Annotated in this window: 23 protein-coding genes and 1 riboswitch; of the genes, 17 read left to right on the forward strand and 6 right to left on the reverse strand. The window is 70.5% G+C overall.

The features are described from left to right. Positions 1-184: 184 nt before the first annotated feature. From ACFY8O_RS33135 to ACFY8O_RS33180, 10 genes are all read left to right on the forward strand, one after another. Complete coding sequence (locus tag ACFY8O_RS33135; RefSeq protein WP_145812420.1) at positions 185-793, forward strand: CDP-alcohol phosphatidyltransferase family protein; 609 nt, start codon at positions 185-187, stop codon at positions 791-793. A gap of 113 nt (positions 794-906) precedes the next feature. Then, positions 907-3,402: a sugar phosphate nucleotidyltransferase gene (locus tag ACFY8O_RS33140; RefSeq protein ID WP_145812418.1), complete on the forward strand. Its 2,496-nt coding sequence runs from the start codon at positions 907-909 to the stop codon at positions 3,400-3,402. A 98-nt stretch (positions 3,403-3,500) separates the two neighbouring features. Beyond that, on the forward strand, positions 3,501-4,421 hold the full coding sequence (locus ACFY8O_RS33145) for a DUF881 domain-containing protein (protein ID WP_387908951.1): 921 nt from the start codon (positions 3,501-3,503) through the stop codon (positions 4,419-4,421). Next, complete coding sequence (locus ACFY8O_RS33150) at positions 4,418-4,750, forward strand: small basic family protein (protein WP_003970459.1); 333 nt, start codon at positions 4,418-4,420, stop codon at positions 4,748-4,750. Before ACFY8O_RS33145 ends, ACFY8O_RS33150 begins: the two co-directional genes overlap by 4 nt. A 5-nt stretch (positions 4,751-4,755) precedes the next feature. After that, positions 4,756-5,580, forward strand: coding sequence for a DUF881 domain-containing protein (locus tag ACFY8O_RS33155; RefSeq protein WP_145812415.1), 825 nt, complete (start codon positions 4,756-4,758; stop codon positions 5,578-5,580). 190 nt (positions 5,581-5,770) lie between these two features. Further along, positions 5,771-6,559 (forward strand): FHA domain-containing protein, encoded by a 789-nt coding sequence (locus ACFY8O_RS33160; RefSeq protein ID WP_145812413.1) that lies wholly within the window; start codon positions 5,771-5,773, stop codon positions 6,557-6,559. A 17-nt stretch (positions 6,560-6,576) separates the two neighbouring features. Further along, positions 6,577-7,314 carry a transcriptional regulator FtsR gene (gene ftsR, locus ACFY8O_RS33165; RefSeq protein WP_145812410.1) on the forward strand — a complete coding sequence of 246 codons (738 nt, stop codon included), beginning with the start codon at positions 6,577-6,579 and terminating at the stop codon, positions 7,312-7,314. A 53-nt stretch (positions 7,315-7,367) separates the two neighbouring features. After that, complete coding sequence (locus tag ACFY8O_RS33170; protein ID WP_006123076.1) at positions 7,368-7,841, forward strand: bifunctional nuclease family protein; 474 nt, start codon at positions 7,368-7,370, stop codon at positions 7,839-7,841. A 169-nt stretch (positions 7,842-8,010) separates the two neighbouring features. Next, on the forward strand, positions 8,011-8,628 hold the full coding sequence (locus tag ACFY8O_RS33175; RefSeq protein WP_145812407.1) for a MerR family transcriptional regulator: 618 nt from the start codon (positions 8,011-8,013) through the stop codon (positions 8,626-8,628). A gap of 75 nt (positions 8,629-8,703) precedes the next feature. Continuing rightward, a complete protein-coding gene (locus tag ACFY8O_RS33180) occupies positions 8,704-10,152 on the forward strand; it encodes a DNA polymerase IV (RefSeq protein ID WP_387908954.1) in 1,449 nt (482 codons plus the stop codon). Here the strand turns inward: ACFY8O_RS33180 and ACFY8O_RS33185 are convergent. Then, positions 10,074-10,445, reverse strand: a complete 372-nt coding sequence (locus ACFY8O_RS33185) for a PRC-barrel domain-containing protein (protein ID WP_145812402.1) — start codon at positions 10,443-10,445, stop codon at positions 10,074-10,076. The genes ACFY8O_RS33180 and ACFY8O_RS33185 overlap by 79 nt on opposite strands. A gap of 133 nt (positions 10,446-10,578) precedes the next feature. Continuing rightward, positions 10,579-10,674: riboswitch (glycine riboswitch) on the forward strand. Between the two features lie 194 nt (positions 10,675-10,868). On the opposite strand from ACFY8O_RS33185, the gene gcvP reads away from it, so the two are divergent. After that, positions 10,869-13,754: an aminomethyl-transferring glycine dehydrogenase gene (gene gcvP, locus ACFY8O_RS33190; RefSeq protein ID WP_387908956.1), complete on the forward strand. Its 2,886-nt coding sequence runs from the start codon at positions 10,869-10,871 to the stop codon at positions 13,752-13,754. A gap of 70 nt (positions 13,755-13,824) precedes the next feature. Here the strand turns inward: gcvP and ACFY8O_RS33195 are convergent, their stop codons facing one another. Together ACFY8O_RS33195 and ACFY8O_RS33200 are read right to left on the reverse strand one after the other, a co-directional pair. Further along, on the reverse strand, positions 13,825-14,031 hold the full coding sequence (locus ACFY8O_RS33195; protein WP_145812397.1) for a DUF5999 family protein: 207 nt from the start codon (positions 14,029-14,031) through the stop codon (positions 13,825-13,827). Positions 14,032-14,325: 294 nt separating this feature from the next. Continuing rightward, entirely contained in the window at positions 14,326-14,940 is a 615-nt protein-coding gene (locus ACFY8O_RS33200; RefSeq protein WP_387908958.1) for a hypothetical protein, read from the reverse strand. A gap of 490 nt (positions 14,941-15,430) precedes the next feature. On the opposite strand from ACFY8O_RS33200, the gene ACFY8O_RS33205 reads away from it, so the two are divergent. Together ACFY8O_RS33205 and ACFY8O_RS33210 are read left to right on the forward strand one after the other, a co-directional pair. Further along, on the forward strand, positions 15,431-16,936 hold the full coding sequence (locus tag ACFY8O_RS33205; protein WP_387908960.1) for a glutamate-cysteine ligase family protein: 1,506 nt from the start codon (positions 15,431-15,433) through the stop codon (positions 16,934-16,936). A gap of 94 nt (positions 16,937-17,030) precedes the next feature. After that, complete coding sequence (locus ACFY8O_RS33210; protein ID WP_387908962.1) at positions 17,031-17,810, forward strand: CPBP family intramembrane glutamic endopeptidase; 780 nt, start codon at positions 17,031-17,033, stop codon at positions 17,808-17,810. 22 nt (positions 17,811-17,832) lie between these two features. Here the strand turns inward: ACFY8O_RS33210 and ACFY8O_RS33215 are convergent, their stop codons facing one another. Beyond that, the gene (locus ACFY8O_RS33215) at positions 17,833-18,654 is read right to left on the reverse strand and encodes a PhzF family phenazine biosynthesis protein (protein ID WP_387908964.1); all 822 of its coding nucleotides are present in this window, start codon (positions 18,652-18,654) and stop codon (positions 17,833-17,835) included. A gap of 76 nt (positions 18,655-18,730) precedes the next feature. Further along, on the reverse strand, positions 18,731-19,186 hold the full coding sequence (locus ACFY8O_RS33220; protein WP_387908965.1) for a winged helix-turn-helix transcriptional regulator: 456 nt from the start codon (positions 19,184-19,186) through the stop codon (positions 18,731-18,733). Positions 19,187-19,270: 84 nt separating this feature from the next. Here ACFY8O_RS33220 and ACFY8O_RS33225 point away from each other — a divergent pair, with 84 nt between their 5' ends. The 4 genes from ACFY8O_RS33225 (at position 19,271) to ACFY8O_RS33240 (ending at position 23,059) form a co-directional block, all read left to right on the forward strand. Next, the gene (locus ACFY8O_RS33225) at positions 19,271-20,476 is read left to right on the forward strand and encodes an MFS transporter (RefSeq protein ID WP_387908967.1); all 1,206 of its coding nucleotides are present in this window, start codon (positions 19,271-19,273) and stop codon (positions 20,474-20,476) included. Positions 20,477-20,643: 167 nt separating this feature from the next. Then, on the forward strand, positions 20,644-21,246 hold the full coding sequence (locus tag ACFY8O_RS33230; RefSeq protein ID WP_145812382.1) for a PadR family transcriptional regulator: 603 nt from the start codon (positions 20,644-20,646) through the stop codon (positions 21,244-21,246). 201 nt (positions 21,247-21,447) lie between these two features. Then, positions 21,448-21,990 (forward strand): peptidase, encoded by a 543-nt coding sequence (locus ACFY8O_RS33235; protein ID WP_387908969.1) that lies wholly within the window; start codon positions 21,448-21,450, stop codon positions 21,988-21,990. Positions 21,991-22,057: 67 nt separating this feature from the next. Then, on the forward strand, positions 22,058-23,059 hold the full coding sequence (locus tag ACFY8O_RS33240) for an EamA family transporter (protein WP_387908971.1): 1,002 nt from the start codon (positions 22,058-22,060) through the stop codon (positions 23,057-23,059). A gap of 28 nt (positions 23,060-23,087) precedes the next feature. Here the strand turns inward: ACFY8O_RS33240 and ACFY8O_RS33245 are convergent, their stop codons facing one another. Further along, a complete protein-coding gene (locus tag ACFY8O_RS33245; protein WP_145812376.1) occupies positions 23,088-23,783 on the reverse strand; it encodes a pyridoxamine 5'-phosphate oxidase family protein in 696 nt (231 codons plus the stop codon). Positions 23,784-23,811: the final 28 nt, after the last annotated feature.

Raw genomic sequence — 23,811 nt, forward strand, 5'->3', positions numbered from 1 at the left:
AGGGGGGACCCTGTGGGAGAGTAGGACGCCGCCGAACAATTATTCCGGGAAAGCCCCGTGCCCTTGTGGCACGGGGCTTTTCTGCGTTCCGGGACCAGGCCCCGTACCCCTGTGCACCGGCGCTCGGAAGCTGAGGGTAAGGTCAGGGGGCATCATTGGCACGTTCTTCACAGGAGGCCCCCGGGTGGAGGTCCAGGAGACTCGAGTTCAGACGGACCGAGTACTCACCATCCCCAACATCCTCAGCATGGCCCGCCTCGTCGGCGTACCGCTCTTCCTGTGGCTGATTCTCCGCCCCGTGTTCGGCGGGCCCAACAGTGACGGCTGGGCCCTGCTGGTTCTGATGCTGAGCGGTGTCAGTGACTACCTCGACGGCAAGCTGGCCCGTAAGTGGAACCAGATCAGCAGTCTCGGCCGGCTCCTGGACCCGGCCGCCGACCGCCTCTACATTCTGTCCACCCTGGTCGGGCTGACCTGGCGGGAGATCCTGCCGCTGTGGCTGACGGCCGCGCTCCTGGCCCGTGAGCTGATGCTCCTCGTCATGGTGGCAATCCTGCGGCGCCACGGCTACCCGCCGCCCCAGGTCAACTTCCTGGGGAAAGCTGCAACCTTCAACCTGATGTACGCCTTCCCCTTGTTGCTGCTCAGCGACGGAAGTGGTTGGCTTGCTTCGCTGGGCACCATTTTCGGATGGGCGTTCGCTGGATGGGGTACAACGCTGTATTGGTGGGCAGGGATCCTTTACGTGGTCCAGGTCCGCCGTCTGGTCAAGGCGGATGAAGCAGCCGATTAGCTCGTTGACGTGGCGCCGTGCAGTGTCGCCGGCCCGCACCGGATAGTTGTGGTGTTGCCCCGACGGGCGAAGTCGGCTGGACCGTCGTCTCTTTCGAGGAGGACGTTTCCGACATGAAGGCCGTCGTGATGGCAGGCGGTGAAGGCACCCGCCTTCGCCCCATGACCTCAAGCATGCCCAAGCCGCTCCTGCCCGTGGCCAACAGGCCGATCATGGAGCATGTGCTGAGGCTGCTCAAACGGCATGGGCTCAACGAGACCGTGGTCACCGTTCAGTTCCTGGCCTCTCTGGTCAAGAATTACTTCGGTGACGGCGAAGAGCTCGGGATGGAGCTCAGCTACGCCAACGAGGAAAAGCCACTGGGCACCGCGGGAAGCGTGAAAAACGCGGAGGAGGCCCTGAAGGACGACACCTTCCTGGTCATTTCCGGTGACGCGCTCACGGACTTCGACCTGACGGATCTCATCGCCTTCCACAAGGAAAAGGGCGCCCTCGTCACGGTGTGCCTCACCCGGGTCCCGAATCCGCTGGAGTTCGGGATCACCATCGTGGACGAGGACGGCAAGGTCGAGCGGTTCCTGGAGAAGCCGACCTGGGGTCAGGTCTTCTCGGACACCGTGAACACGGGCATCTACGTCATGGAGCCCGAAGTCTTCGACTACGTACAGGCCGACACCTCGGTGGACTGGTCGGGCGACGTGTTCCCGCAGCTGATGAAGGACGGCAAGCTGATCTGCGGGTATGTCGCGGAGGGCTACTGGGAGGACGTCGGCACGCACGAGAGCTACGTGAAGGCCCAGGCCGACGTCCTGGAGCGCAAGGTCGACGTCGAACTCGACGGCTTCGAGATCTCCCCCGGGGTCTGGGTGGCGGAAGGCGCGGACGTCCACCCCGACGCGGTACTGAGGGGGCCCCTGTACATCGGGGACTACGCGAAGATCGAAGCGGGTGCCGAGATCCGTGAGCACACGGTCGTCGGCTCCAACGTCGTCGTGAAATCCGGCGCCTTCCTCCACCGCGCGGTCGTCCACGACAACGTGTACATCGGGCAGCACAGCAATCTGCGCGGCTGCGTGATCGGCAAGAACACCGACATCATGCGCGCCTCGCGCATCGAGGACGGCGCCGTCATCGGCGACGAGTGCCTGGTCGGTGAGGAATCGATCATTCAGGGCAACGTCCGGGTCTACCCCTTCAAGACCATCGAGGCCGGCGCCTTCGTCAACACCTCGGTCATCTGGGAGTCGCGCGGACAGGCGCACCTCTTCGGAGCCCGCGGGGTCTCCGGGATCCTGAACGTCGAGATCACGCCCGAGCTCGCCGTCCGGCTGGCCGGCGCCTATGCGACGACCCTGAAGAAGGGCGCCACGGTCACGACCGCCCGAGACCACTCCCGTGGTGCCCGTGCCCTGAAGAGAGCGGTCATCTCGGCGCTTCAGGCCAGCGCCATCGATGTCCGTGACCTGGAGAACGTACCGCTGCCGGTGGCCCGTCAGCAGACGGCGCGAGGAAGCGCCGGCGGCATCATGATCAGGACCTCTCCGGGCGTGCCGGACTCCGTCGACATCATGTTCTTCGACGAACGGGGCGCCGACCTCTCCCAGGCCCGCCAGCGGAAGCTGGACCGTGTGTACGCCCGGCAGGAGTACCGCAGGGCCTTCCCCGGCGAGATCGGTGACCTTCACTTCCCGTCCAGCGTCTTCGACTCCTACACGGGCTCCCTGCTCCGCAACGTCGACACCACGGGCATCGCCGAGGCGGGCCTCAAGGTGGTCGTGGACGCCTCCAACGGCAGCGCGGGGCTCGTGCTGCCCAGCCTGCTCGGACGCCTCGGCGTGGACGCCCTGACGATCAACCCGGGGCTGGACGAGTCCCGGCCGACCGAGTCCGCCGAGTCCCGTCGTGCGGGACTGGTCCGGCTCGGCGAGATCGTCTCGTCCGCACGGGCCGCCTTCGGCGTGCGGTTCGACCCCGTCGGTGAACGGCTCTCGCTGGTGGACGAGCGGGGCCGCATCATCGAGGACGACAGGGCCCTGCTGGTGATGCTCGACCTCGTGGCCGCGGAGCGCAGGAGCGGACGGGTGGCCCTGCCGGTCACCACCACCCGCGTGGCGGAACAGGTCGCGGCCTACCACGGCACGCAGGTGGAGTGGACGACCACGTCACCCGACGACCTGACCCGGGTGGGCCGGGAGGACACGACGATCTTCGGTGGGGACGGCCGCGGCGGCTTCATCGTCCCGGAGTTCAGCAGCGTCTTCGACGGAGCGGCTGCCTTCGTCCGGCTCATCGGCCTGGTCGCCAGGACCCAGCTCACCCTGAGCCAGATCGACGCCCGTATCCCGCGCGCCCATGTCCTGCGCCGCGATCTCGCGACACCGTGGGCCGTCAAGGGCCTCGTTATGCGCCGGGTCGTGGAGGCCGCGGGAGAGCGCAGCGTGGACACCACCGACGGCGTCCGGGTGGTCGAGACCGACGGCCGGTGGGTGATGGTCCTGCCCGACCCCTCGGAAGCGGTCACCCACCTGTGGGCCGAAGGCCCCGACGACGCCTCCGCCCAGGCGCTCCTCGACGAGTGGGCGGCGATCGTGGACAGCGCGGGCGAGTGAGCCCGGAGCCGTCGGGCCGGGAACCGGGATGACCCGGCTCCCGGCCCGACGGTGGGGCCATTCGGCGGCAGCCGGCATGACGTGCGACGATGTGCGGCATGTCGCAGCCGCCCCCCGATCGGAGTAGCGCCCCGCCGCGTCCTCGCCCCGACGCGTCCATGTCGCTGCTGACCACCGTGATGGAACACAGCCTCGACGAGGGATACGCCGAGGCCTCGGCCCGTCGCAGGTCCGACGGCAGCGCGGGCATGCCGCGCACGCTCAGGGCGAAGCTCGGTCTGGCGGCAGGCCTGGTGCTGGCCGCGTTCGTGGTGACCCTCGGTGCCGCCGAGGCCCGGGTCGCCGCGCCGGTCGTGGCCAAGGAGCGCGAGGAGCTCATCGACCGGGTGAACGCCGAGACCTCCACGGCGGACACGCTCGAGGCTGATGTCGAGAAGCTGCGCAAGGACGTCAACGAGCGCCAGCGCAAGGCCCTCGAGCGCCATGGAGGCGACCAGGGCGGTCTGGTGGCGCTGCTGTCCGGCGCAACTCCCGTGGAGGGGACCGGAGTCAAGCTGGTCGTGGACGACGCGGAGGACACCGACCAGGGCGGCGGGGGCCCGCGTGAGTCCACCGGCTTCGCCGACACCGGGCGGGTCCGCGACCGCGACATGCAGCGTGTGGTCAACGGTCTCTGGCAGTCCGGTGCGGAGGCGATCGCCATCAACGGGCAGCGGCTGACGGCCCTCTCGGCGATCCGTGCGGCGGGCGACGCCATACTGGTCGACAACAGGCCGCTGGTGCCGCCGTACACGGTGCTCGCGGTGGGGGACGGGAAGCAGCTCGCCACCGCGTTCCGGGACAGCGCGGACGGCCAGTACCTCCAGGCGCTGCACGAGAGCTTCGACATCCGCACCAGCATCTCCGAGCAGGAGAAGGTGCGCCTGCCGGCCGCCCCCAGCCTGATCGTACGTACAGCAGAGCCTCAGGCCGCGGACACGGACAGTGGTGCGGCAGACACAGGGAAGGGCACATCGTGATCGCCGTACTGGGCCTCGTCGTGGGAGTCGTGGTCGGACTGTTGGTCCGGCCCGAAGTGCCGGCGGTGGTCGAGCCCTACCTGCCGATCGCCGTCGTCGCCGCGCTCGACGCCGTCTTCGGTGGTCTGCGGGCCATGCTCGACGGCATCTTCGTGGACAAGGTCTTCGTCGTGTCCTTCCTCTCCAACGTCGTGGTGGCGGCGCTGATCGTCTTCCTCGGCGACAAACTCGGGGTCGGTGCCCAGCTCTCCACCGGTGTGGTGGTCGTGCTCGGCATCCGGATCTTCTCCAACGCCGCGGCGATCCGCCGGCACGTCTTCCGGGCTTGAGGCCGATGAACAACGAACAGAACCCGAGCCGCGAGGAACCGGCCGGAGCGCTCCCGGCGGAAGCACCCCCCCAGCCGCCCCCCGCGCCCGCTCCGCCGCCTTCCCCGGGAGTGTCAGGCCGTCAGCGGCTGCGCGCGGGGCTCTGGCCGCCGAGGGTGAGCAGGGCCCAACTCATCGTGGCGCTCCTGTTGTTCGTCCTGGGACTCGGTCTTGCCATCCAGGTGAGGTCGAACAGCGACAACAGCGCCCTGCGCGGTGCCCGCCAGGAGGACCTGGTCCGCATCCTCGACGAGCTCGACAACCGCACCCAGCGGCTCGAGGACGAGAAGCAGCGGCTGGACGACCAGCGCACGGAGCTGGAGAACAGTTCCGACCAGGCGGAGGAGGCCCGGAAGCAGACGCTGGAGAAGGAGCGCCAGCTCGGTATCCTGGCCGGTACCGTCGCAGCGCACGGCCCGGGGATCACGCTGACCATCAGCGACCCGAGCGGTGCCGTCGAGGCCGACATGCTCCTCGACACCATCCAGGAGCTGCGGGCCGCGGGCGCGGAGGCGATCGAGATCAACGGCGTGCGGGTGGTGGCCGACACGTACTTCTCCGGGGACGGGGGAGAGTTGAGTGTGGACGGCAGGGAGATCCAGGCTCCGTACGAGTTCAAGGTCATCGGCAAGCCGCAGGACCTGGAGCCGGCTCTGAACATCCCCGGCGGCGTGGTGCAGACGCTGGAGAAGGAGCAGGCCACGGCGGAGGTGACCCGCGCCGACGACATCGTCGTGGACGCCTTGCGACCGGCGGAGCAGCCTGACTACGCTCGGTCGTCGCCCCAGTGAGGCAGGGGCGCGCGGCGCTCGGAGGACACCGGTTCGAGCTTGCGGGGGGTCGGCGCAACGGATCGGTGACGCGTGGTGGAAACTGTCGGGTGGATACGGACGTTGTGCAGATGTCCGGGTCGGCAGGTGTGTTCATTCAGGGTTCGTCCTGCCCCACGGGCGGGTCTATTTCGGTCAAGGGGAATCGCCCGTGAAATTGTTTGCGAAGTTGTTCGGAAAGAGTGCCCGCGAGGACAGCAACAGTGCTGCCCGCCACCGCGCACCACGCCAGGGCCAAGGCGCCGAGGAGCAGGGCTCGGAGCGCCCGCTCTTCCGCGACGAGGTGCAGGGACCCGCCGGCGGGTCCGGCGCGTCGTCCGTTGACCCTGCCGGTGCCGGACGCATAGGTTTCGGGGAACCATCAACCTCACGTACGGGTGGAGGGTTCGCCCCCGCTCCGGAGGGCTCCTCCATGCCGGTCTGCAGCAGGTGCGGGCATCACAATGCCGAGGCCAGTCGGTTCTGTTCCAACTGCGGCGCGCCGCTGAGGGGCGGAATTCCCGAGCGCGCCTCGGAGACCACCTCCACCATCTCGATCTCCGGTATCGAGGCCTACGAGGCCGAGGCGACAGGGCAGACCGCCCTCCCCTCGCTCTCCCCGGAGGCCCAGGCCGCAGTCGACGCCCTGCCGGCCGGTTCCGCGCTGCTGGTCGTGCGCCGGGGCCCGAACTCCGGAAGCCGCTTCCTGCTGGACGGCGACCTCACGACGGCCGGCCGCCACCCGCAGAGCGACATCTTCCTCGACGACGTGACCGTGTCGCGGCGTCATGTGGAGTTCCGCAGGAGTCCGGACGGTAGTTTCACCGTGGGCGACGTCGGCAGCCTCAACGGTACCTACGTCAACCGCGAGCGCATCGATTCCGTCGCGCTGTCCAACGGCGACGAAGTCCAGATCGGCAAGTACCGACTGGTCTTCTACGCGAGCCAGCGGGGCGTGTGACCCCTCAGGGAAGGTCCATGCTGCGAACACCGACAGGCGGTGCCGGTCACGGCACCGCCGCCGCGGGCGAGCGCGCGATGAGCATCGGCACGGTGCTCGTCCAGCTGCGCGACGAGTTTCCCGAAGTCACCATCTCCAAGATCCGCTTCCTGGAGACGGAGGGGCTCATCGAGCCCCAGCGCACGCCGTCGGGCTACCGGAAGTTCAGCCCGGCCGACGTCGAGCGGCTGGCGCAGGTGCTGCGCATGCAGCGGGACCACTACCTGCCGCTCAAGGTCATCCGTGAGCACCTCGAAGCCCTGGCCCGCGGTGAACAGGCCGCCCTGCCGTCCGAAGGCGCGCAGGGCGAGCTCGCCGACGGCCGCCGGGACCAGGGGGGCGCCACAGCGGCCCGCATCGGCCGTACGGAGCTCCTCGCGGCCACCGGGGTCACCGAGGAGCAGCTCGACGAGTGGGAGTCGTACGGGCTCGTCGTGCCCGCTTCCGGCGGGAGCTACGACGCCGAGGCGGTGACCGTGGCGAGGCTGGTGGCGGACCTGGGGCGCTTCGGACTGGAACCCCGGCATCTGCGCGCCGTCAAAGCCGCGGCCGAGCGTGAGGCGGGGCTGGTCGAGCAGGTGGTCGCTCCCTTGCGCCGGCACAGGAATCCGCAGACCAGAGCCCATGCGGAGGCCACGGCCAAGGAGCTCGCCGAGCTCTCCGTACGGCTTCACGCCGCGCTCGTGCAGAGTGCTCTGAAGGTGACCTTCCACTGACCCTGGAGGTGCCCGACTATCCAAACATGGCGGGCACGTCCTAGGGTTGCTGTGTGAACGAGCTCGACGTTGTGGGTGTCCGGGTGGAAATGCCCTCCAACCAACCGATCGTGCTCCTGCGTGAAGTGGGAGGCGACCGGTACCTCCCTATCTGGATCGGCCCTGGGGAAGCGACCGCGATCGCCTTCGCCCAGCAGGGCATGGCTCCGGCCAGGCCGCTGACCCATGATCTCTTCAAGGACGTGCTCGAGGCCGTCGGCCAGGAGCTCACCGAGGTCCGCATCACGGACCTCAGAGAAGGGGTCTTCTACGCGGAGCTGGTCTTTGCCAGCGGGGTCGAGGTGAGCGCGCGTCCGTCGGACGCCATAGCGCTCGCCCTGCGCACCGGCACGCCGATCTACGGCAGTGACGGGGTGCTCGACGACGCCGGCATCGCCATTCCGGACGAGCAGGAGGACGAGGTGGAGAAGTTCCGCGAATTCCTCGACCAGATCTCGCCGGAGGACTTCGGTACCAACAGCCAGTGACCGCCCTGTAGGGGGTGGCGTCAGCGCATCCGGCAAGCCGTTCCCGTAAACCGGTCACGGGAAACCACCCTCAGGGTGATTATCACTCGGCGTGCCGAGTGTGGCGATCGTTGACGCACCCCTGGTGACTGCCTACCTTCGAGATGGCAGGTCAAGGACGGAGGTCGGCGTGAGAAGCAGCGGCGACGGTACGGCTGCGGGTGGGCCTTACCGGCAGCATGGCAGTGCGGCCGACCACTCCATCAGACAGCCGGTTCAGCCGGCGGTGGTGGCAGCGGACGGTATGGCAGGGGCGGCTGACATCGGCTATCGGGGGCCGACAGCATGCGCCGCGGCCGGTATCACCTACCGGCAGCTCGACTACTGGGCGCGGACGGGGCTGGTCGAACCGAGCGTGCGTCCGGCCTACGGGTCGGGGACGCAGCGTCTCTACAGCTTCCGGGACGTGGTCCTCCTCAAGATCGTGAAGCGGTTCCTGGACACGGGGGTCGCTCTGCAGAACATCCGCACCACTGTCCAGCACCTCAGGGCCCGCGGATTCACCGATCTCGAGCGCATGACCCTGATGAGTGACGGAGCGACGGTCTACGAGTGCTCCTCGCCCGACGAGGTCGTGAATCTCCTTCAGGGGGGACAGGGCGTGTTCGGCATCGCCGTGGGTGTCGTCTGGCGGGACGTCGACGCCGCGCTCTCGCAGCTCCACGGAGAGCGGATCGACACCGGCGAGACGCTCATCGGGCACAATCCCGCCGACGAACTGGCACGGCGGCGCAACCGCGCGGGCTGACCGGCCGGAGCCGTCCCGCCCGGCCAACGCGTCGGGCGGAGCGGTTGTCAGTGGCGTAGGGCAGCATCTGTCCGTGTGAGAGCCGCGCCCACGATTCTGCATCTGGACATGGATGCCTTCTACGCCTCGGCCGAGCAGGCGGCGAAGCCCAGCCTGCGCGGCAAGCCGGTGGTGGTCGGCGGCCTGGGGATGCGCGGGGTCGTCGCGACCGCCTCCTACGAGGCCCGCCGTCTCGGCGTCCATTCGGCGATGCCGATGGCGCAGGCCAGGCGGCTCGCCCCCAATGCCGCGTACCTCGTTCCGCGGTTCGCCCTCTACCGGTCGGTGAGCGACCAGGTGATGGAGCTGCTGGGTCGGCTGTCACCGCTCGTCGAGCCGCTCAGCCTGGACGAGGCGTTCGTCGACCTGGAGGCCGGCGGGGTGGCGGACGACGCGGCGTCCGCCCGCGCGCTCGGCCGGCAGCTGCGGACGGTGATCAGGGCCGTCACCGGGCTCAGCGGCTCCGTAGGGCTCGCCGGATCCAAGATGCTGGCCAAGATCGCCTCCGAGGAGGCGAAGCCGGACGGGCTGCTGCTCATCGAGCCCGGAACCGAGCGGGAACTCCTGGCACCCATGTCGGTGCGCATCCTTCCCGGGGTCGGGCCCGCCACCGGCGACCACCTCCGGCGCGCCGGCATGACCGTGGTCGACGACCTCGCCCGGGCGGGGGAGGCGGAGCTCGTGCGGCTGCTGGGCAAGGCCCACGGCGTGGCCCTCCACCGGATGGCGCAGGGCTACGACGACCGGCCCGTCGTCGCGGAGCGGGACGCCAAGTCCGTGTCGGTCGAGGACACCTTCGACGTGGACCTGCACGACCGTGTGCGTGTCAGGAGCGAGGTGGAGCGGCTGGCGGACCGGTGTGTGGGGCGGTTGAGGAGCGCGGGGCGCTCGGGGCGGACCGTCGTCCTCAAGGTGCGCCGCTACGACTTCTCCACGCTCACCAGGTCCGAGACCCTGCGGGGGCCCACGGACGACCCCACGGTCGTCAGAGAGGCCGCAGCGAGGCTTCTGGAGGCCGTCGACACGACCGGGGGAGTGCGGCTGCTCGGGGTCGGCGTCACGGGGCTGGCGGACTTCACCCAGGAGGACCTCTTCGCCCAGGCCGCTGAGGCGGAGCACGCCGCCGAGGAGGCAGCCGCGGACGCCCCGCCGGAGGCGCCGCCCGTCGCGGCGCCGGAGACGGCCGAACAGGGCGCCGAACAGCCGGCCGCCCGGCGCTGGGCGGCCGGGCACGACGTGCGGCACGAGACCTACGGCCACGGATGGGTCCAGGGCAGCGGCGTCGGCCGGGTGACGGTGCGCTTCGAGGAGCCGTGGTCGCCGCCCGGCCGGGTGCGGACGTTCCGCATCGACGACCCGCAGCTGGAACCTGCGGATCCGCTGCCCCTGGTGAGGGAGCCTCCGGACTACTCCTCCTGGCCGGCCAGCCTGCCGAAGTCCCGGTCGGGGACCGGTCCGGCCGACGGGGCGGAGTCGAGCCCGTAATGCCGGTAGAGCTGCAGTTCCTGCTCGGGGGAGAGGTGGCGTCCCACCCCGAAGTCGGGCGCGTCCCTGATCAGGGCCCGGTCGAAGGGGATCAGCAGGGCTCCGTCGACGAACTCGCTCGGCTCCAGGGGGACGAACGCGTCCCTCGTGAAGAGACCGGTGCGCACGGCGGCCCACTCCGGCACGCCGGTGGCGTCGTCGAGATACACCTCGTCCACCGTTCCGATCTTGGCACCTTGACGGTCGAAGGCCTTGCGGCCGATCAGGCTGCGCGGATCGATGTCGGTCTGCACGGTGCCTCCCACTGGTCACAACTGCATCAGGGTGGTCGCAAGTGCTCCACAGGCTCTACGAAAGGCCAGATCCGGGGCATCGGCCACTCGAGACCGCCCTCTCCTACCCCGCTGGTAGGCTGGAACCGGCTGCTGACCCCGTGCGGGAGAGTCCTCCGGAGTGATCCGGAGGCGCCGAAGGAGCAACTCCTCCCCGGAATCTCTCAGGCCCCCGTACCGCACGGACGAGGTCACTCTGGAAAGCAGGGCGGAATCCGTGCGGCACGCGCCGTGAGGGTGCCGCCCTCACCGACGGTGAAAGCCGGCACGCCCCTGGGTGCGCCGGTGAAGCTCTCAGGTCGAGATGACAGAGGGGGAGGCCGTACGGGCAGCCACGCCGTGGCGCGCCCCTCGCAGGTCGTGGCAGACCAGGAGGCCTCCATCATGACCCCCCGACGCACTCCGCTCTCCCAGCTGGAGCAGGGCATTCCCTTCGAGCAGCGCCACATCGGGCCCGACGCCGAGGCCCAGGCGAAGATGCTCGCCCAGGTCGGATACGGCTCCCTCGACGAGCTCACCGCCGCCGCCGTGCCCGACGTGATCAAGAGTGCCGAGGCGCTGGACCTCCCCGAGGCGCGTACCGAGGCCGAGGTCCTGGCCGAGCTGCGCAGCCTGGCCGACCGCAACCAGGTCCTCGCACCGATGATCGGCCTGGGCTACTACGGCACCTTCACGCCACCGGTGATCCTGCGCAACGTCATGGAGAACCCCGCCTGGTACACGGCCTACACGCCGTACCAGCCGGAGATCTCCCAGGGCCGGCTCGAGGCCCTCCTGAACTTCCAGACGATGGTCGCCGACCTGACCGGGCTGCCGACCTCGGGTGCCTCGCTCCTCGACGAGGGCACGGCGGCGGCCGAGGCCATGGCCCTGGCACGGCGTGTCGGCAAGGTGAAGAACGGCGTCTTCCTGGTCGACGCCGACACGCTGCCGCAGACCGTCGCCGTGATCGAGACCCGCGCCGAGCCGACCGGCGTCGAGGTCGTCGTCGCCGACCTCAGCGACGGCATCCCGGCCGAGATCGCCGAGCGCGGTGTCTTCGGCGTGCTGCTCCAGTACCCCGGCGCCTCGGGCGCGGTGCGCGACATCAAGCCCGTCATCGAGCAGGCGCACGAGCTGGGCGCGATCGTGTCCGTCGCCGCCGACCTCCTGGCCCTGACCCTGCTGACCTCGCCCGGCGAGCTGGGCGCGGACATCGCCGTCGGCACCACGCAGCGCTTCGGCGTCCCGATGGGCTTCGGCGGACCGCACGCCGGCTTCATGGCCGTACGCGAGAAGTTCGCCCGCAGCCTGCCCGGCCGCCTCGTCGGTGTGTCCGTCGACGCGGACGGCAACAAGGCCTACCGCCTGGCGCTGCAGACCCGTGAGCAGCACATCCGGCGCGAGAAGGCCACCAGCAACATCTGCACGGCCCAGGTGCTGCTCGCCGTCATGGCCGGCATGTACGCGGTCTACCACGGGCCGGACGGGCTGCGGACCATCGCCCGCCGCACGCACCGCTTCGCCGCCATCCTGGCCGAGGGGCTGCGGTCCTCCGGTCTGGACGTCGTGCACGGTGCCTTCTTCGACACCCTCACCGTCCGCGTACCGGGCGGCGCGGGTGACGTGGTCACCGCGGCGCGCGAGCGCGGGGTCAACCTCCGGCTGGTCGACGCCGACCACGTCTCCCTCGCCTGCGACGAGACCACCACCCGCGCGTCCGTCGCCGCCGTCTGGGCCGCCTTCGGCGCCGACGGCGACATCGAGGCGCTGGACGCCGGGACCGCCGACGCACTGCCCGAGGCGCTGCTGCGCACCGACGCCGTCCTCACCCACCCGGTCTTCCACCAGCACCGCTCCGAGACGGCGATGCTGCGCTACCTGCGCAAGCTCGCCGACCGTGACTACGCGCTGGACCGCGGGATGATCCCGCTCGGCTCCTGCACCATGAAGCTCAACGCGACCGCCGAGATGGAGTCGATCACCTGGCCGGAGTTCGGCGCACTGCACCCCTTCGCGCCCGCCGAGCAGGCGCAGGGCTTCCTCACCCTCATCCGTGAGCTGGAGGAGCGCCTCGCCGAGGTCACCGGTTACGACGCCGTGTCGATCCAGCCCAACGCCGGTTCGCAGGGCGAGTTCGCCGGCCTCCTGGCCGTGCGCGCCTACCACCGCGCCAACGGTGACCACGGCCGTACCGTCTGTCTGATCCCGTCCTCCGCGCACGGGACCAACGCGGCGAGCGCCGTGATGGCCGGCATGAAGGTCGTCGTGGTGAAGACCGCCGAGGACGGGGAGGTCGACATAGAGGACCTCCGGTCCAAGATCGCGCAGTACCGTGACGAGCTCGCCGTGCTGATGATCACCTACCCCTCCACGCACGGTGTCTTCGAGGAGCACGTCGCCGACATCTGCGGCGAGGTGCACGACGCGGGCGGCCAGGTGTACGTCGACGGTGCCAACCTCAACGCCCTGGTCGGTCTCGCGAAGCCGGGCCACTTCGGCGGCGACGTCTCGCACCTCAACCTGCACAAGACCTTCTGCATCCCGCACGGCGGCGGTGGCCCGGGCGTGGGCCCGGTCGGCGTACGGGCGCACCTGGCGCCCTACCTGCCCAACCACCCGCTCCAGCCCGCAGCGGGTCCGGAGACCGGGGTCGGCCCGATCTCGGCCGCTCCGTGGGGCTCGGCCGGCATCCTGCCCATCTCGTGGGCGTACGTACGTCTCATGGGGGGCGAAGGCCTCAAGCGTGCGACGCAGGTCGCCGTGCTCGCGGCCAACTACATCGCCAAGCGCCTGGAACCGCACTTCCCGATCCTGTACAACGGCCCGGCCGGTCTGGTCGCGCACGAGTGCATCGTGGACCTGCGGCCGATCTCCAAGGCGACCGGCGTCAGCATCGACGACATCGCCAAGCGCCTGATCGACTACGGCTTCCACTCGCCGACCATGTCGTTCCCGGTGGCCGGGACGCTGATGATCGAGCCGACCGAGAGCGAGGACCTCGCCGAGCTCGACCGGTTCTGCGACACGATGATCGCCATTCGCGGCGAGATCGACAAGGTCGCCGACGGGACCTGGGGCGCGGACGACAATCCGCTGCGCAACGCCCCGCACACGGCTGCCGCGCTCGGTGGCGACTGGGCCCACGCCTACACCCGCGAAGAGGCCGTCTTCCCGGCCGGCGTCACGCCTTCGGACAAGTACTGGCCGCCGGTACGCCGCATCGACGGCGCGTTCGGCGACCGCAATCTGGTCTGCTCCTGCCCGCCGCTGGAGGAGTACGACCAGTAGGGGCGCGCACACGCGTCGGGGCCGGTGCGGAGAACTCTCCGGGCCGGCCCCCTCGGTCCGTCGGCCGCGCTCAGGCGGCCTTCATCACCTGACCGCTCTTCAGGGGCCGGTGCGGGGCGATGATCTGCCCGTCCGGGAGCAGCTCACCGGTGTCCTCGAAGAGCAGGACGCCGTTGCACAGCAGACTCCAGCCCTGTTCCGGGTGGTGGGCCGTCAGACGGGCTGCTTCCCGGTCGTTGGAGTCGGCGGACGGGCAGGGTGGCTGGTGCTGGCACATGGGTGGGTTCTTTCGCTGCGATGAGTCGAGTGTCCTGCGGCTGGACGTGGTGTTCATGGCCGCCCCCGTATCAAGTCGGTCCTGTCCCAGTGTTGCCCCACGGGCGTCGTTCCGCAGGGATTTCGCAGCAGCTGCTGTTCTCCTCCCATGACGCATCACCCGGCCGGACGGTTCGATCCAACTGGGCTGCCCGTTCGGATGGTTCGGGGTGACCTGACCGGACTAGTCCGCACGGGGCAGTGAGGCGCCCCCGCCGTGGAGCTCGGCGGGGGCGTCCGGCGTCCGACGCGACGGTCAGGCCGGCGAACCGAGGAGGCCCGGGAGCCCGGGAAGGCCGGGGAGAGGAGCCGGGGTGACACGCAGTGTCATGACCGGGAGCAGATCCGCGACGTGGTGGGGCCGGTGCGCCGTGATGCCCGGCGGGGCGGGGGCGAGGGGCACCAGCACGTCGGTCGGGGCGAGGGTGCCGCCGCCGGCGTCGGCCCGGGTGTCGTGGTGCAGCCACAGTGTCAGCATGTACAGCTCAGGAATGGACAGCAGGCGCGGCTGGTAGTCCGCGGAAGCCGACTCCGCCTGGCGCACGGCCAGTTCGGTGGAGGCGAGGTAAGGGCCCTCGAAGAAGTGCGAGAACGTCCAGCCGTCGGCGGTCAGCATGGTGTCCGCGGCGGCGACGGCGCGTTCGCCGTTGCGGATCAGGAAGCGCCAGCCCGCGAGGCGGGTGCGCGGAGCTGCCTCGTCGGGCACGATCCGGTCCAGCACGTGGACGGGGAGCGGGAGTTCGGGGCTCAGGGATCCCTGGACGGACCTGAGTGCGGGCGTGTGGGCCTCGCGGACCGCGGTGGGAGAACCGAGGGCCGCGAGAACGCTGCGCAGTGCGGGCGCGGGGGCCGGGGAAACATGCAGCGGCATAGTGGGTCGCCTCTCACTTCGGAGACACGGTGGTGCGTGGGCGGGTGCAGACGGCGCTGTCGGCGTGCGGGGCCAGAGGAAGGCCGGTGACGGGCGGACGGGCCGGTGCGTCAACTCTCTGCCTCGTTCGCAGAGTTTATACGACAAATGTTCACACAGTGTTTCGGCTACCTGACCCGCATATTGCGTGCAAGGTCGATTCGGGACTTTGAATTGCGGCATTTCTGGGGCTTCGGACCGCCCTGGGCCCCTGCCGTCAGGTATTTTCCCTATGCGGCGGTAGGCTGAAACCCATCGATGTTTCCACCATGCATCCCCGCCACGTGAACCGCATATGCCCATGCCTTCGGAATGTGCCTCCGGCGTCAGACGCCAGACTACTTGCCGTTCGGGGCCCGTGGGGGCGTTACGGATCATCTCGACGGGGCATTATCGATCGTGATACGAGCGGCCTGTGCCGCGGGCCGCCCACTCGAGGAGGGACCCTTCGATGGGCGAGAAGGTCGTGGCGGGCGCCTTTGCCCCGTCCGATCGGCAGGCGTACCGCGAGAAGCTCGCGCGGTGCCTGACCGGGCTGGAGAGGCTCCTGGCGGAGCGGAGGTTCGATCGTCCCAGGAATCTCATGGGGCTGGAGATCGAGCTGAATCTCGCGGGTTCGGACGGCCTGCCGAGGATGCGCAATGCCGAGGTGCTCCAGCGCATCGCCAGCCGGGATTTCCAGACGGAACTCGGGATGTTCAATCTGGAAGTAAACATTCTTCCCCACCGGCTGAGCGGCAGAGTTTTCGATCAGCTCGCCGAGGAGTTGCGCACCGGGCTCGCATATGCCCACCGCAAGGCCGCCGAGGTCGACTCCGGGATCGTGATGATCGGCATCCTGCCGACCCTGGGGCGTGACGATCTGGTCACGGCGAACCTGTCGGACGTCGATCGCTACACACTCCTCAACGATCAAATGGCGGCGGCACGTGGGGAGGAATTCGTCCTCGATATCGAAGGCGTGGAGCGATTGGTCTCCACCTCTTCCTCCATCGCCCCGGAATCGGCCTGCACCTCCGTGCAGTTGCACCTCCAGGTGACCCCGGACCGGTTCTCGGACGTCTGGAACGCCGCACAGGCCATCGCCTCCGTGCAGATCGCCCTCGGCGCCAACTCGCCCTTCCTGTTCGGCAAGGAGCTCTGGCGGGAGTCGAGGCCACCGCTGTTCCAGCAGGCCACGGACGTACGCCCGCCGGAGCTCGCGAATCAGGGAGTACGCCCGAGGACCTGGTTCGGCGAGCGCTGGATCAGCTCGGCGTACGAGCTCTTCGAGGAGAACCTGCGCTACTACCCGCCCCTGCTGCCGATCTGCGACGACGAGGATCCGCTGCGGGTCCTCGACGACGGCGGGGTTCCGACCCTGGCCGAGCTCGTCCTGCACAACGGGACGGTCTACCGGTGGAACCGGCCGGTGTACGGCCTGGCCGAGGGCGTCCCCCATCTGAGGGTCGAGAACCGGGTCCTGCCCGCCGGTCCCACGGTCGTCGACGTGATCGCCAACGCCGCCTTCTACTACGGGCTGGTGCGGGCACTCGCCGACGAATCCCGGCCCGTGTGGAGCAAGCTGCCCTTCGAGGCCGCCGCCGAGAACTTCGACACGGCGTGCCGGCACGGGATCGACGCCGAACTGCTCTGGCCGCGCCCCGGCCGTGCCGGCGGCGTGGCGAAGGTGCCCGCCGTCAAGCTCGTACGGGACGAGCTGCTGCCGCTCGCGGCGGCCGGGCTCGATGCCTGGAACATCGAGCCCACGGACCGGGACCGCTACCTCGGCGTCATCGAGGAACGCTGCCGGCTCCGCACGAACGGGGCCTCCTGGCAGGTCGACACCTATCACCGCGCGCTGGAGGCCGGTCTGGAACGGGAGGGGGCGCTTGCGGCCACCACGCGGCGGTACGGGGAGCTGATGCAGGTGGGCGATCCGGTGCACACCTGGCCGGTCGGCTTCCCCGCCCCCTGAGGGGTCGCAGCCGCCCGGTGTGCCCCCGCCCGGACGCCGTCGGGCAAGCTATGACGCGTAGCTGACGACAGGTGTACAGGTGGAGGCGGGGCGCGTGGCTGAATCCATTCCTCACGAGGTGGTGTCCCGGCGGACCCTCCGCTCGGAGACGCTGCTCGTGCTGGCCCTCTCGCTCGGGGCCAGTGGAGTGTCCGCGCTGATCAGCTTCATCGGGTCGCTGACGAAGCCGGGGGGCCTCAAGGACCAGGCCGCCACGCTGAACGGGTCGTACGCCCCCGGCCGCCCGTGGCTGGACCTGGCCTGGCAGCTGTTCGGCATCGCGTCGGCCCTGGTGCCGGTGGCGCTCGTGGCTCACCTGCTCATCCGGGAAGGCGCAGGTCTGCGCACCCTCGGCCTGGACCGCACCAGGCCCTGGCCGGACCTCGGCCGGGGCACGCTGGTCGCGGCGGGGATCGGCAGCGCGGGGCTGGCGTTCTACCTCGCGGCGCGGGCGAGCGGCTTCAATCTGACGGTGGTGCCGGAGTCGCTGCCCGACGTCTGGTGGAAGTTCCCCGTGCTGATCCTCTCGGCGCTGCAGAACTCGCTGGTGGAGGAGGTCATCGTCGTCGGCTACCTGCTGCGGCGGCTCGGCCAGCTGGGGTGGACGCCGATGGCCGCTCTGGTCGCCAGTTCCGTGCTGCGCGGCTCCTACCACCTCTACCAGGGGATCGGCGGCTTCATCGGGAACATGGTCATGGGCGTCGTCTTCGTGCTCCTGTACCGGCGCTGGGGCCGGGTCGGGCCGCTGGTCGTCGCGCACGCGCTGCTCGACATCGGGGCCTTCGTCGGATACGCCCTGCTCGCGGGGAAGGTGGGCTGGCTGCCCACCCCCTGAGCGCGGGTGGCGGGGGCCGCGCTCAGAGCCCGGTGAGCAGTTCCCCGTCGAGCACCGTCACGGCGCTGCCGGTCAGCATCGTGCGCTCACCGCGCAGCGAGGTGCGGACCAGGCCCGACCTGGCGGATGCCTGAAGTCCGGTGAGATCCTCGCGGCCGAGCCTGGCCGACCAGAACGGTGCCAGGGCGGTGTGGGCGCTGCCGGTCACCGGATCCTCGTCGATGCCGACCGCGGGGAAGAAGCCGCGCGAGACGAAGTCGTAACCGCTAGCCGGGTCCTCGGCCGCCGCCGTGACGATGACGCCACGCCTTGAGCAGGCGGTGAGCGCGCGGAAGTCCGGGCTCAGGGCGCGTACCGCCGCCTCGTCCGCCAGCTCCACGAGGAGGTCGCCGACGTGCTCACCCGTGTCATGGACGGAGAGGGGTGACGCACCGAGCGCCTCCGCCAGCCCGGCCGGAGCGGACAGCGGCGTCAGCGGCGCCGTGGGGAAGTCCAGGGTCAGGCTGCCGTCCTCGTGGGCGGTGGTGCCCAGGACGCCGGAGCGGCTGGCGAAGCGCACCGTCCTGTCCGTGACTCCTGTGGCGTGCAGGACGTGGGCGGTGGCGAGCGTCGCGTGCCCGCAGAGGTCGACCTCGGTGGCCGGGGTGAACCAGCGCAGCGCCCAGTCGGCGTCGCCGCCCGGGGGGAGCGGGTGCGCGTAAGCGGTCTCGGAGAGATTGAGCTCGGAGGCGAGGCGCTGGAGGCGCTCCGCTTCGGGGAAGGGTGCGGAGTCCAGGATCACGACTCCGGCGGGATTGCCGGTGAAAGGGCGGTCGGTGAACGCGTCGACGATGCGGATCCTCATGGCCCGACCGTAGGACGACGTCCGCTGCGGGTCCAAGGCCAATTCCGCTCGGGCGGCCCCGGCGCCGCCCACGGTCTCAGGTCTTGAGCACCTCGGTGGTGCCGGCGTCGAGCGGGGTGCCCTCGGCGTCGACCGGTACGAGGTCCGGGACCACGGTGCCGTGCTGGTCCACGAGCGTGGAGTGGGTCTCGCCCGGTGCGAAGGCATGCCGTTCCCCCCACTGCCGCAGGGTGACGATGACGGGGAAGAGGGCGTGGCCGGCGGCGGTGAGCACGTACTCCTGACGGCGGCCCGAGGGTGCGGGGCGCTGGGCGAGGAGCCCGTGAGCGGTGAGCTTGCGGAGGCGGTCGGTGAGGATGTTGCGGGCGATACCGGTCCGCCGCTGGAACTCGGTGAACGAGCGTGCCCCGTCCATCGCGTCACGGACGACGAGAAGGCTCCAGCGGTCGCCGACGAGGTCGAGCGTGCGGGCGACGGGGCAGTCGGGGTCCGTCCAGTCGGAGTTCTGGCCGCCGATGGCGGTGGGTGACATGACACCTCCCAATGAGTTGCGAATCGAAACCATCATGCCGTACGGTCAATTCGGTTGCAATCTGCTACTGATTGGGTGGGTGCGATGGATGTGTGGCGGCGATCGCTGCTCGCGGTGGTGTGTGGTGTCGCGGTGGCGGGCATCTACGCCGCCCAGCCGGTTCTGGAGCCGATGGGGCGCGATCTCAAAGTGCCCGCGGGACACGTGGGGTGGATCGTCGCGACCGGCCAGTTCGGCTATCTGGCGGGGCTGGTGCTGCTCGTGCCGCTCGGTGACGTCGTCGACAGGCGCAGGCTCATCGCCGTGCATCTGGCCGTCACAGCGGGAGGCATGCTCCTCACGGCATCGGCGTCGGCCGCGTGGGCGGCGTTGTCGGGGCTCGCCGTGGCCGGGGCCTTCGCGGTCGTGGTGCAGACGGCGGTCGCCTACACCGCGGCGCTCTCGCCGCCCGACCGGCGGGGACGGAACATCGGCGTCGTCACCTCGGGCGTCGTCGTCGGCATTCTGGGCGCGCGGGTCGTCACCGGCGCGCTCGCCGAGCTGTGGGGCTGGCGGAGTGTCTACGTCGTGCTCGCGGCGCTGTCCCTCGGGCTCGCGGCCCTCGTCCTCGCGGTGCTGCCGCCGGAGCGGCGCTCCGCCCCGTCCGTGAACTACGGGCGCGTCCTCGTCTCGCTGGGCGGGCTGTTCGGGCAGAGGACCTTCCTGGGGCGCGGGCTCGTCGCGTTCTTCCTGTTCGCGTCGTTCGGGACCCTGTGGAGCGGGCTGTCCCTGCCGCTGGCGGATGCGCCGTGGCGCCTCGGCGACGGGCAGATCGGGCTGTTCGGTGTCGCCGGCCTCGCCGGGGCCCTCGGCGCGGCACGCGCGGGCCGGTGGGCGGACGAGGGGCGGGCGGCCCCGTTCACCGGTCTCGCACTCGCGCTGCTCGTCCTCTCGTGGGCGGCGATCGCGTGGCTGCCGTGGTCGTTGTGGCTCCTGGTCGCCGGGATCGTCGTGCTCGACTTCGCCGTCCAGGTCGTCCAGGTGAGCAACCAGCACCTGCTCACCGCCGCGCGTCCGGATAATTCCGGCAGCGTCATCGGTGGCTACATGATCTTCTATGCGCTCGGCTCGGCCCTCGGCGCGACAGCGACCACAGCCGTGTTCGCCGCTCACGGCTGGGCGGGCTCCAGCCTCCTCGGGGCGGGCTTCGCGGCCTGTGCGCTGGTGGTCCAGATCGCCGACGGGGTGAGGCCGCGTTCCGGGAAGGTGTGTGCACGCCGTGCGCGGGAGGGCGTGTGCGGCGCCGCCTGAGGGGCGGTGGGAAGCGGGCGCCCCGCCCTCTCGGGTTGCGCAGGCGCGGCACGCGTGTGGCCGACGCGCGTCCAGGGCTTGCCAGGCGATAGGTGTCGATATATCGTTGAGGCATCGCGACAGATCAAAGACAAGGGTCGCGCCATGACGAAGAGAGGAGCGCGGCGATGCGTTCACATGGACACGATCACGGATACGGCCCCGGGCGCCGAGGCGCCGGCAGGGGAGACTTCGAGGGCGGCCGGGCCGCGTTCGGGCCGTTCGGACCGCCCTTCGGCGGCGGGCCCTTCGGTGGCGGAGGCGGTCGCGGCCGGGGAGGCGGCAGGGGGAGGGCCCGGCGCGGGGACGTACGCGCGTCGATCCTCGCTCTGCTCAAGGACCGCTCGATGCACGGGTACGAGATGATCCAGGAGATCGGCGAGCGCAGCGGAGGGGCCTGGCGGCCCAGCCCCGGCTCGGTGTATCCCACGCTCCAGCTGCTGGAGGACGAGGGTCTGATCGTCAGCGTCAGCGAGGGCGGCAAGAAGCTGTTCACGCTGACCGAATCGGGGCGTACGGAAGCCGAGTCCGGCTCCGAGGCGCCGTGGGAAGAGGCCGGCCGCGGAGTCGACTGGGAAGGCGTCAACGAGATCCGCCAGGCCGGCTTCGGGCTGATGGAGGCCTTCGGCCAGGTCTGGAAGACCGGGTCGGCCGACCAGCGTCAGAAGGCGCTCACGGTCATCAACGACGCCCGCAAGAAGCTGTACCTGATCCTCGCCGAGGAGCAGTGAGCCACCAGGCTCACGACGTGCTGGTGAAGGGCCCCGCGACGCGGGGCCCTTCTTTCGTCGGCCGGGCGCCGCCGTGCGCCCCCTGGAGGGCGATCTCATCCGCAAGGATGAGGAGAGGCTGCGCCGTGCCCGCCTTCCGCGGGATGGCGGATGCGCCGTACCGGGGATGTTTTCGCTCGCCGGGGCTGATGGGGTGGAGACGTGCAATACCGGACGTCGGCAACTCCCGGGCAGGCCCCGCCGCACCCGTCATGGGCCGGTGCCGGGCTGAGTGACGCGATGGCCGCCGTGGTGGGCGGTGCCCGCCGGCGGGCGGTGCGGGACGGTGACCGTCAGGTCGACACGGCCCACCTCCTGCACTCCCTCGTCGAATCGGACCTGGAGGTCAGGGGCGCCTTCGACGGAGGCCCGCAACTGGCCAGGGTGCTCGGCTACCTCGTGCAGCGCAGCATCGGGTACGGACTCCGCTGGCAGGACACGCAGGAGGGGCCGGGGGCGCTGCCGGCCGTGCGCGAACCGGGCGGCGAGGGGTGGTCGCCGGCGGCGGCAGCGGCACTGGACCGAGCCACCCGTGCCGCCCTGCGGCGCGGGGAGACCCGAGCCGATGGCCTCGATCTGCTCGGGGAACTGGTCGCGGACCCCCGGTGCCGCGCCGTGGAGGTGCTGGAGCGGGCCGGTGTCGTCACCGAACGGCTGGCGGCCCAGGTGGCGGAGCGGATCGCCGGCAGGAGCTCGGCCGGGTGATCATGAACACGCCGGAGTCAGGTGTGACGGGGGTGACGCTGCTGACGGCGGCTGCCATGATGTGCCGATGCACGCGTCTCAGGGGAGAAGTGCCGGTCTGGGCCTGGCCCTTGCCTCGGCCTTCGCATTCGGTGGTTCAGGAGTTGCGGCCAAGCCGCTGATCGAGGCGGGGCTCGCCCCTCTGCACGTGGTGTGGCTGCGGGTGGCGGGCGCCGCCCTGGTCATGCTGCCCGTGGCGTGGCGCCACCGGCACCTCGTGCGGGAACGGCCCGTCCTCCTGGCGGGCTTCGGGCTGTTCGCCGTGGCCGGCGTCCAGGCCTTCTACTTCGCCTCGCTCTCCCGCATGCCCGTGGGTGTCGCCCTCCTCATCGAGTACCTCGCTCCGGCTCTCGTCCTCGGCTGGGTCCGCTTCGTGCAGCGGCGGCCCGTCACCCGCGCCGCGGCGGTGGGAGTGGTGCTGGCGGTCGGGGGCCTCGCGTGCGTCGTCGAGGTGTGGGCGGGCCTCCGCCTCGACGCCTTCGGGCTGCTGCTCGCCCTCGGGGCGGCGTGCTGTCAGGTGGGCTACTTCGTCCTGTCGGACCAGGGAGCCGGGGGCGCGGCCGGCGCCGAACCCCCGCACCCCGTCGGCGTGATCGCGTACGGGCTGCTCGTCGGCGCCGCCGTGCTCACCCTCGTCGCCAGGCCCTGGGGCATGGACTGGGCCCTGCTCCAGGGGCGTGCGGACATGGACGGGCACGGCGTCCCGGCGTGGATGCTGCTCGTCTGGATCGTGCTGCTCGCCACCGTGCTCGCCTACGTGACCGGTGTGGTCTCGGTCCGTCTGCTGTCGCCCCAGGTCGCGGGCGTCGTCGCCTGTCTGGAGGCGGTCGTCGCGACCGTGCTCGCCTGGGTGCTCCTGGGCGAGCACCTCTCCGCGTCGCAGCTCCTGGGCGGCGGCCTCGTGCTGGTCGGCGCCTACATCGCGCAGTCCTCCGCGCCCAAGCCGCCGTCGGGGCCCGTAGTGGCGGGCCCGGGTGGGGCCGTGGCCGGGGCGCCGGAGGTGCGCGAGCGGACGGGCGGCAGCCGGTGACCCCGGCCGGCGTCCCGCCGCAGGCGGCTCAGAGCGCGCGGAGGTAGTCCGGCACCTGGACGGCGGGGTCAAGGTCGTCGGACGGCACCGGCGCCCCGTACCCGGGGGCCAGCGGGACGACGCCCGCCCAGTACGGCAGCGCGAGGTCCTCGGGGTCGTCGTTCGGTCCGCCGGTGCGGATCTTGGCGGAGACCTCGTCGAGGTCCAGGCGGATCACCGCGGTCGCCGCGAGTTCCTTGGCGTCCGCCGGACGCGAGTCCTTCGACCGGCCCGCCACCACCTGGTCGACGATGGCGTCGAGGGCGATGCGCCGCTCCTGCGGGTCCGTCACCGTACGGGCGGTGCCGTGGACCACCACGGAGCGGTAGTTCATGGAGTGGTGGAAGGCGGACCGGGCCAGTACCAGGCCGTCGACGTGCGTCACCGTGAGGCACACCGCGAGACCCGGGTCCCCCTGGCTCGTGGCGCGCAGCGGGCGCGACCCGGTGGAGCCGTGGATGTACAGGCTCTCGCCGACCCTGCCGAAGAGCGTGGGCAGGACGACGGGTGCGCCGTCGCGGACGAAGCCCAGGTGGCAGAGGTAGGCCTCGTCGAGTATCGAGTGCACCGTCTCCCTGTCGTACGAGGCGCGTGCCTTGGAGCGGGTCGGGACGGTGCGCTCCGTAGGTACGTAGGCAGCAGGACCGGAAGGGGTGGTGCTGTCGGGTGTGGCGGTGTCCGGCATTGCGTCCTCCATTGCACTAGTGCATAAT

It is taken from the genome of Streptomyces argenteolus (assembly GCF_042902585.1).
In the GTDB taxonomy this organism is placed as follows: Bacteria; Actinomycetota; Actinomycetes; order Streptomycetales; family Streptomycetaceae; genus Streptomyces; species Streptomyces argenteolus.

Excerpts from the sequence above, each read along its gene's own strand:
- ACFY8O_RS33140 (WP_145812418.1), top strand. The coding sequence starts at position 907 with ATGAAGGCCGTCGTGATGGCAGGCGGTGAAGGCACCCGCCTTCGCCCC.
- ACFY8O_RS33145 (WP_387908951.1), top strand. The coding sequence starts at position 3,501 with ATGTCGCAGCCGCCCCCCGATCGGAGTAGCGCCCCGCCGCGTCCTCGC.
- ACFY8O_RS33155 (WP_145812415.1), top strand. The coding sequence starts at position 4,756 with ATGAACAACGAACAGAACCCGAGCCGCGAGGAACCGGCCGGAGCGCTC.
- ftsR (WP_145812410.1), top strand. The coding sequence starts at position 6,577 with ATGCTGCGAACACCGACAGGCGGTGCCGGTCACGGCACCGCCGCCGCG.
- gcvP (WP_387908956.1), top strand. The coding sequence starts at position 10,869 with ATGACCCCCCGACGCACTCCGCTCTCCCAGCTGGAGCAGGGCATTCCC.
- ACFY8O_RS33195 (WP_145812397.1), bottom strand. The coding sequence starts at position 14,031 with ATGTGCCAGCACCAGCCACCCTGCCCGTCCGCCGACTCCAACGACCGG.
- ACFY8O_RS33200 (WP_387908958.1), bottom strand. The coding sequence starts at position 14,940 with ATGCCGCTGCATGTTTCCCCGGCCCCCGCGCCCGCACTGCGCAGCGTT.
- ACFY8O_RS33205 (WP_387908960.1), top strand. The coding sequence starts at position 15,431 with ATGGGCGAGAAGGTCGTGGCGGGCGCCTTTGCCCCGTCCGATCGGCAG.
- ACFY8O_RS33215 (WP_387908964.1), bottom strand. The coding sequence starts at position 18,654 with ATGAGGATCCGCATCGTCGACGCGTTCACCGACCGCCCTTTCACCGGC.
- ACFY8O_RS33220 (WP_387908965.1), bottom strand. The coding sequence starts at position 19,186 with ATGTCACCCACCGCCATCGGCGGCCAGAACTCCGACTGGACGGACCCC.
- ACFY8O_RS33225 (WP_387908967.1), top strand. The coding sequence starts at position 19,271 with ATGGATGTGTGGCGGCGATCGCTGCTCGCGGTGGTGTGTGGTGTCGCG.
- ACFY8O_RS33230 (WP_145812382.1), top strand. The coding sequence starts at position 20,644 with ATGCGTTCACATGGACACGATCACGGATACGGCCCCGGGCGCCGAGGC.
- ACFY8O_RS33240 (WP_387908971.1), top strand. The coding sequence starts at position 22,058 with ATGCACGCGTCTCAGGGGAGAAGTGCCGGTCTGGGCCTGGCCCTTGCC.
- ACFY8O_RS33245 (WP_145812376.1), bottom strand. The coding sequence starts at position 23,783 with ATGCCGGACACCGCCACACCCGACAGCACCACCCCTTCCGGTCCTGCT.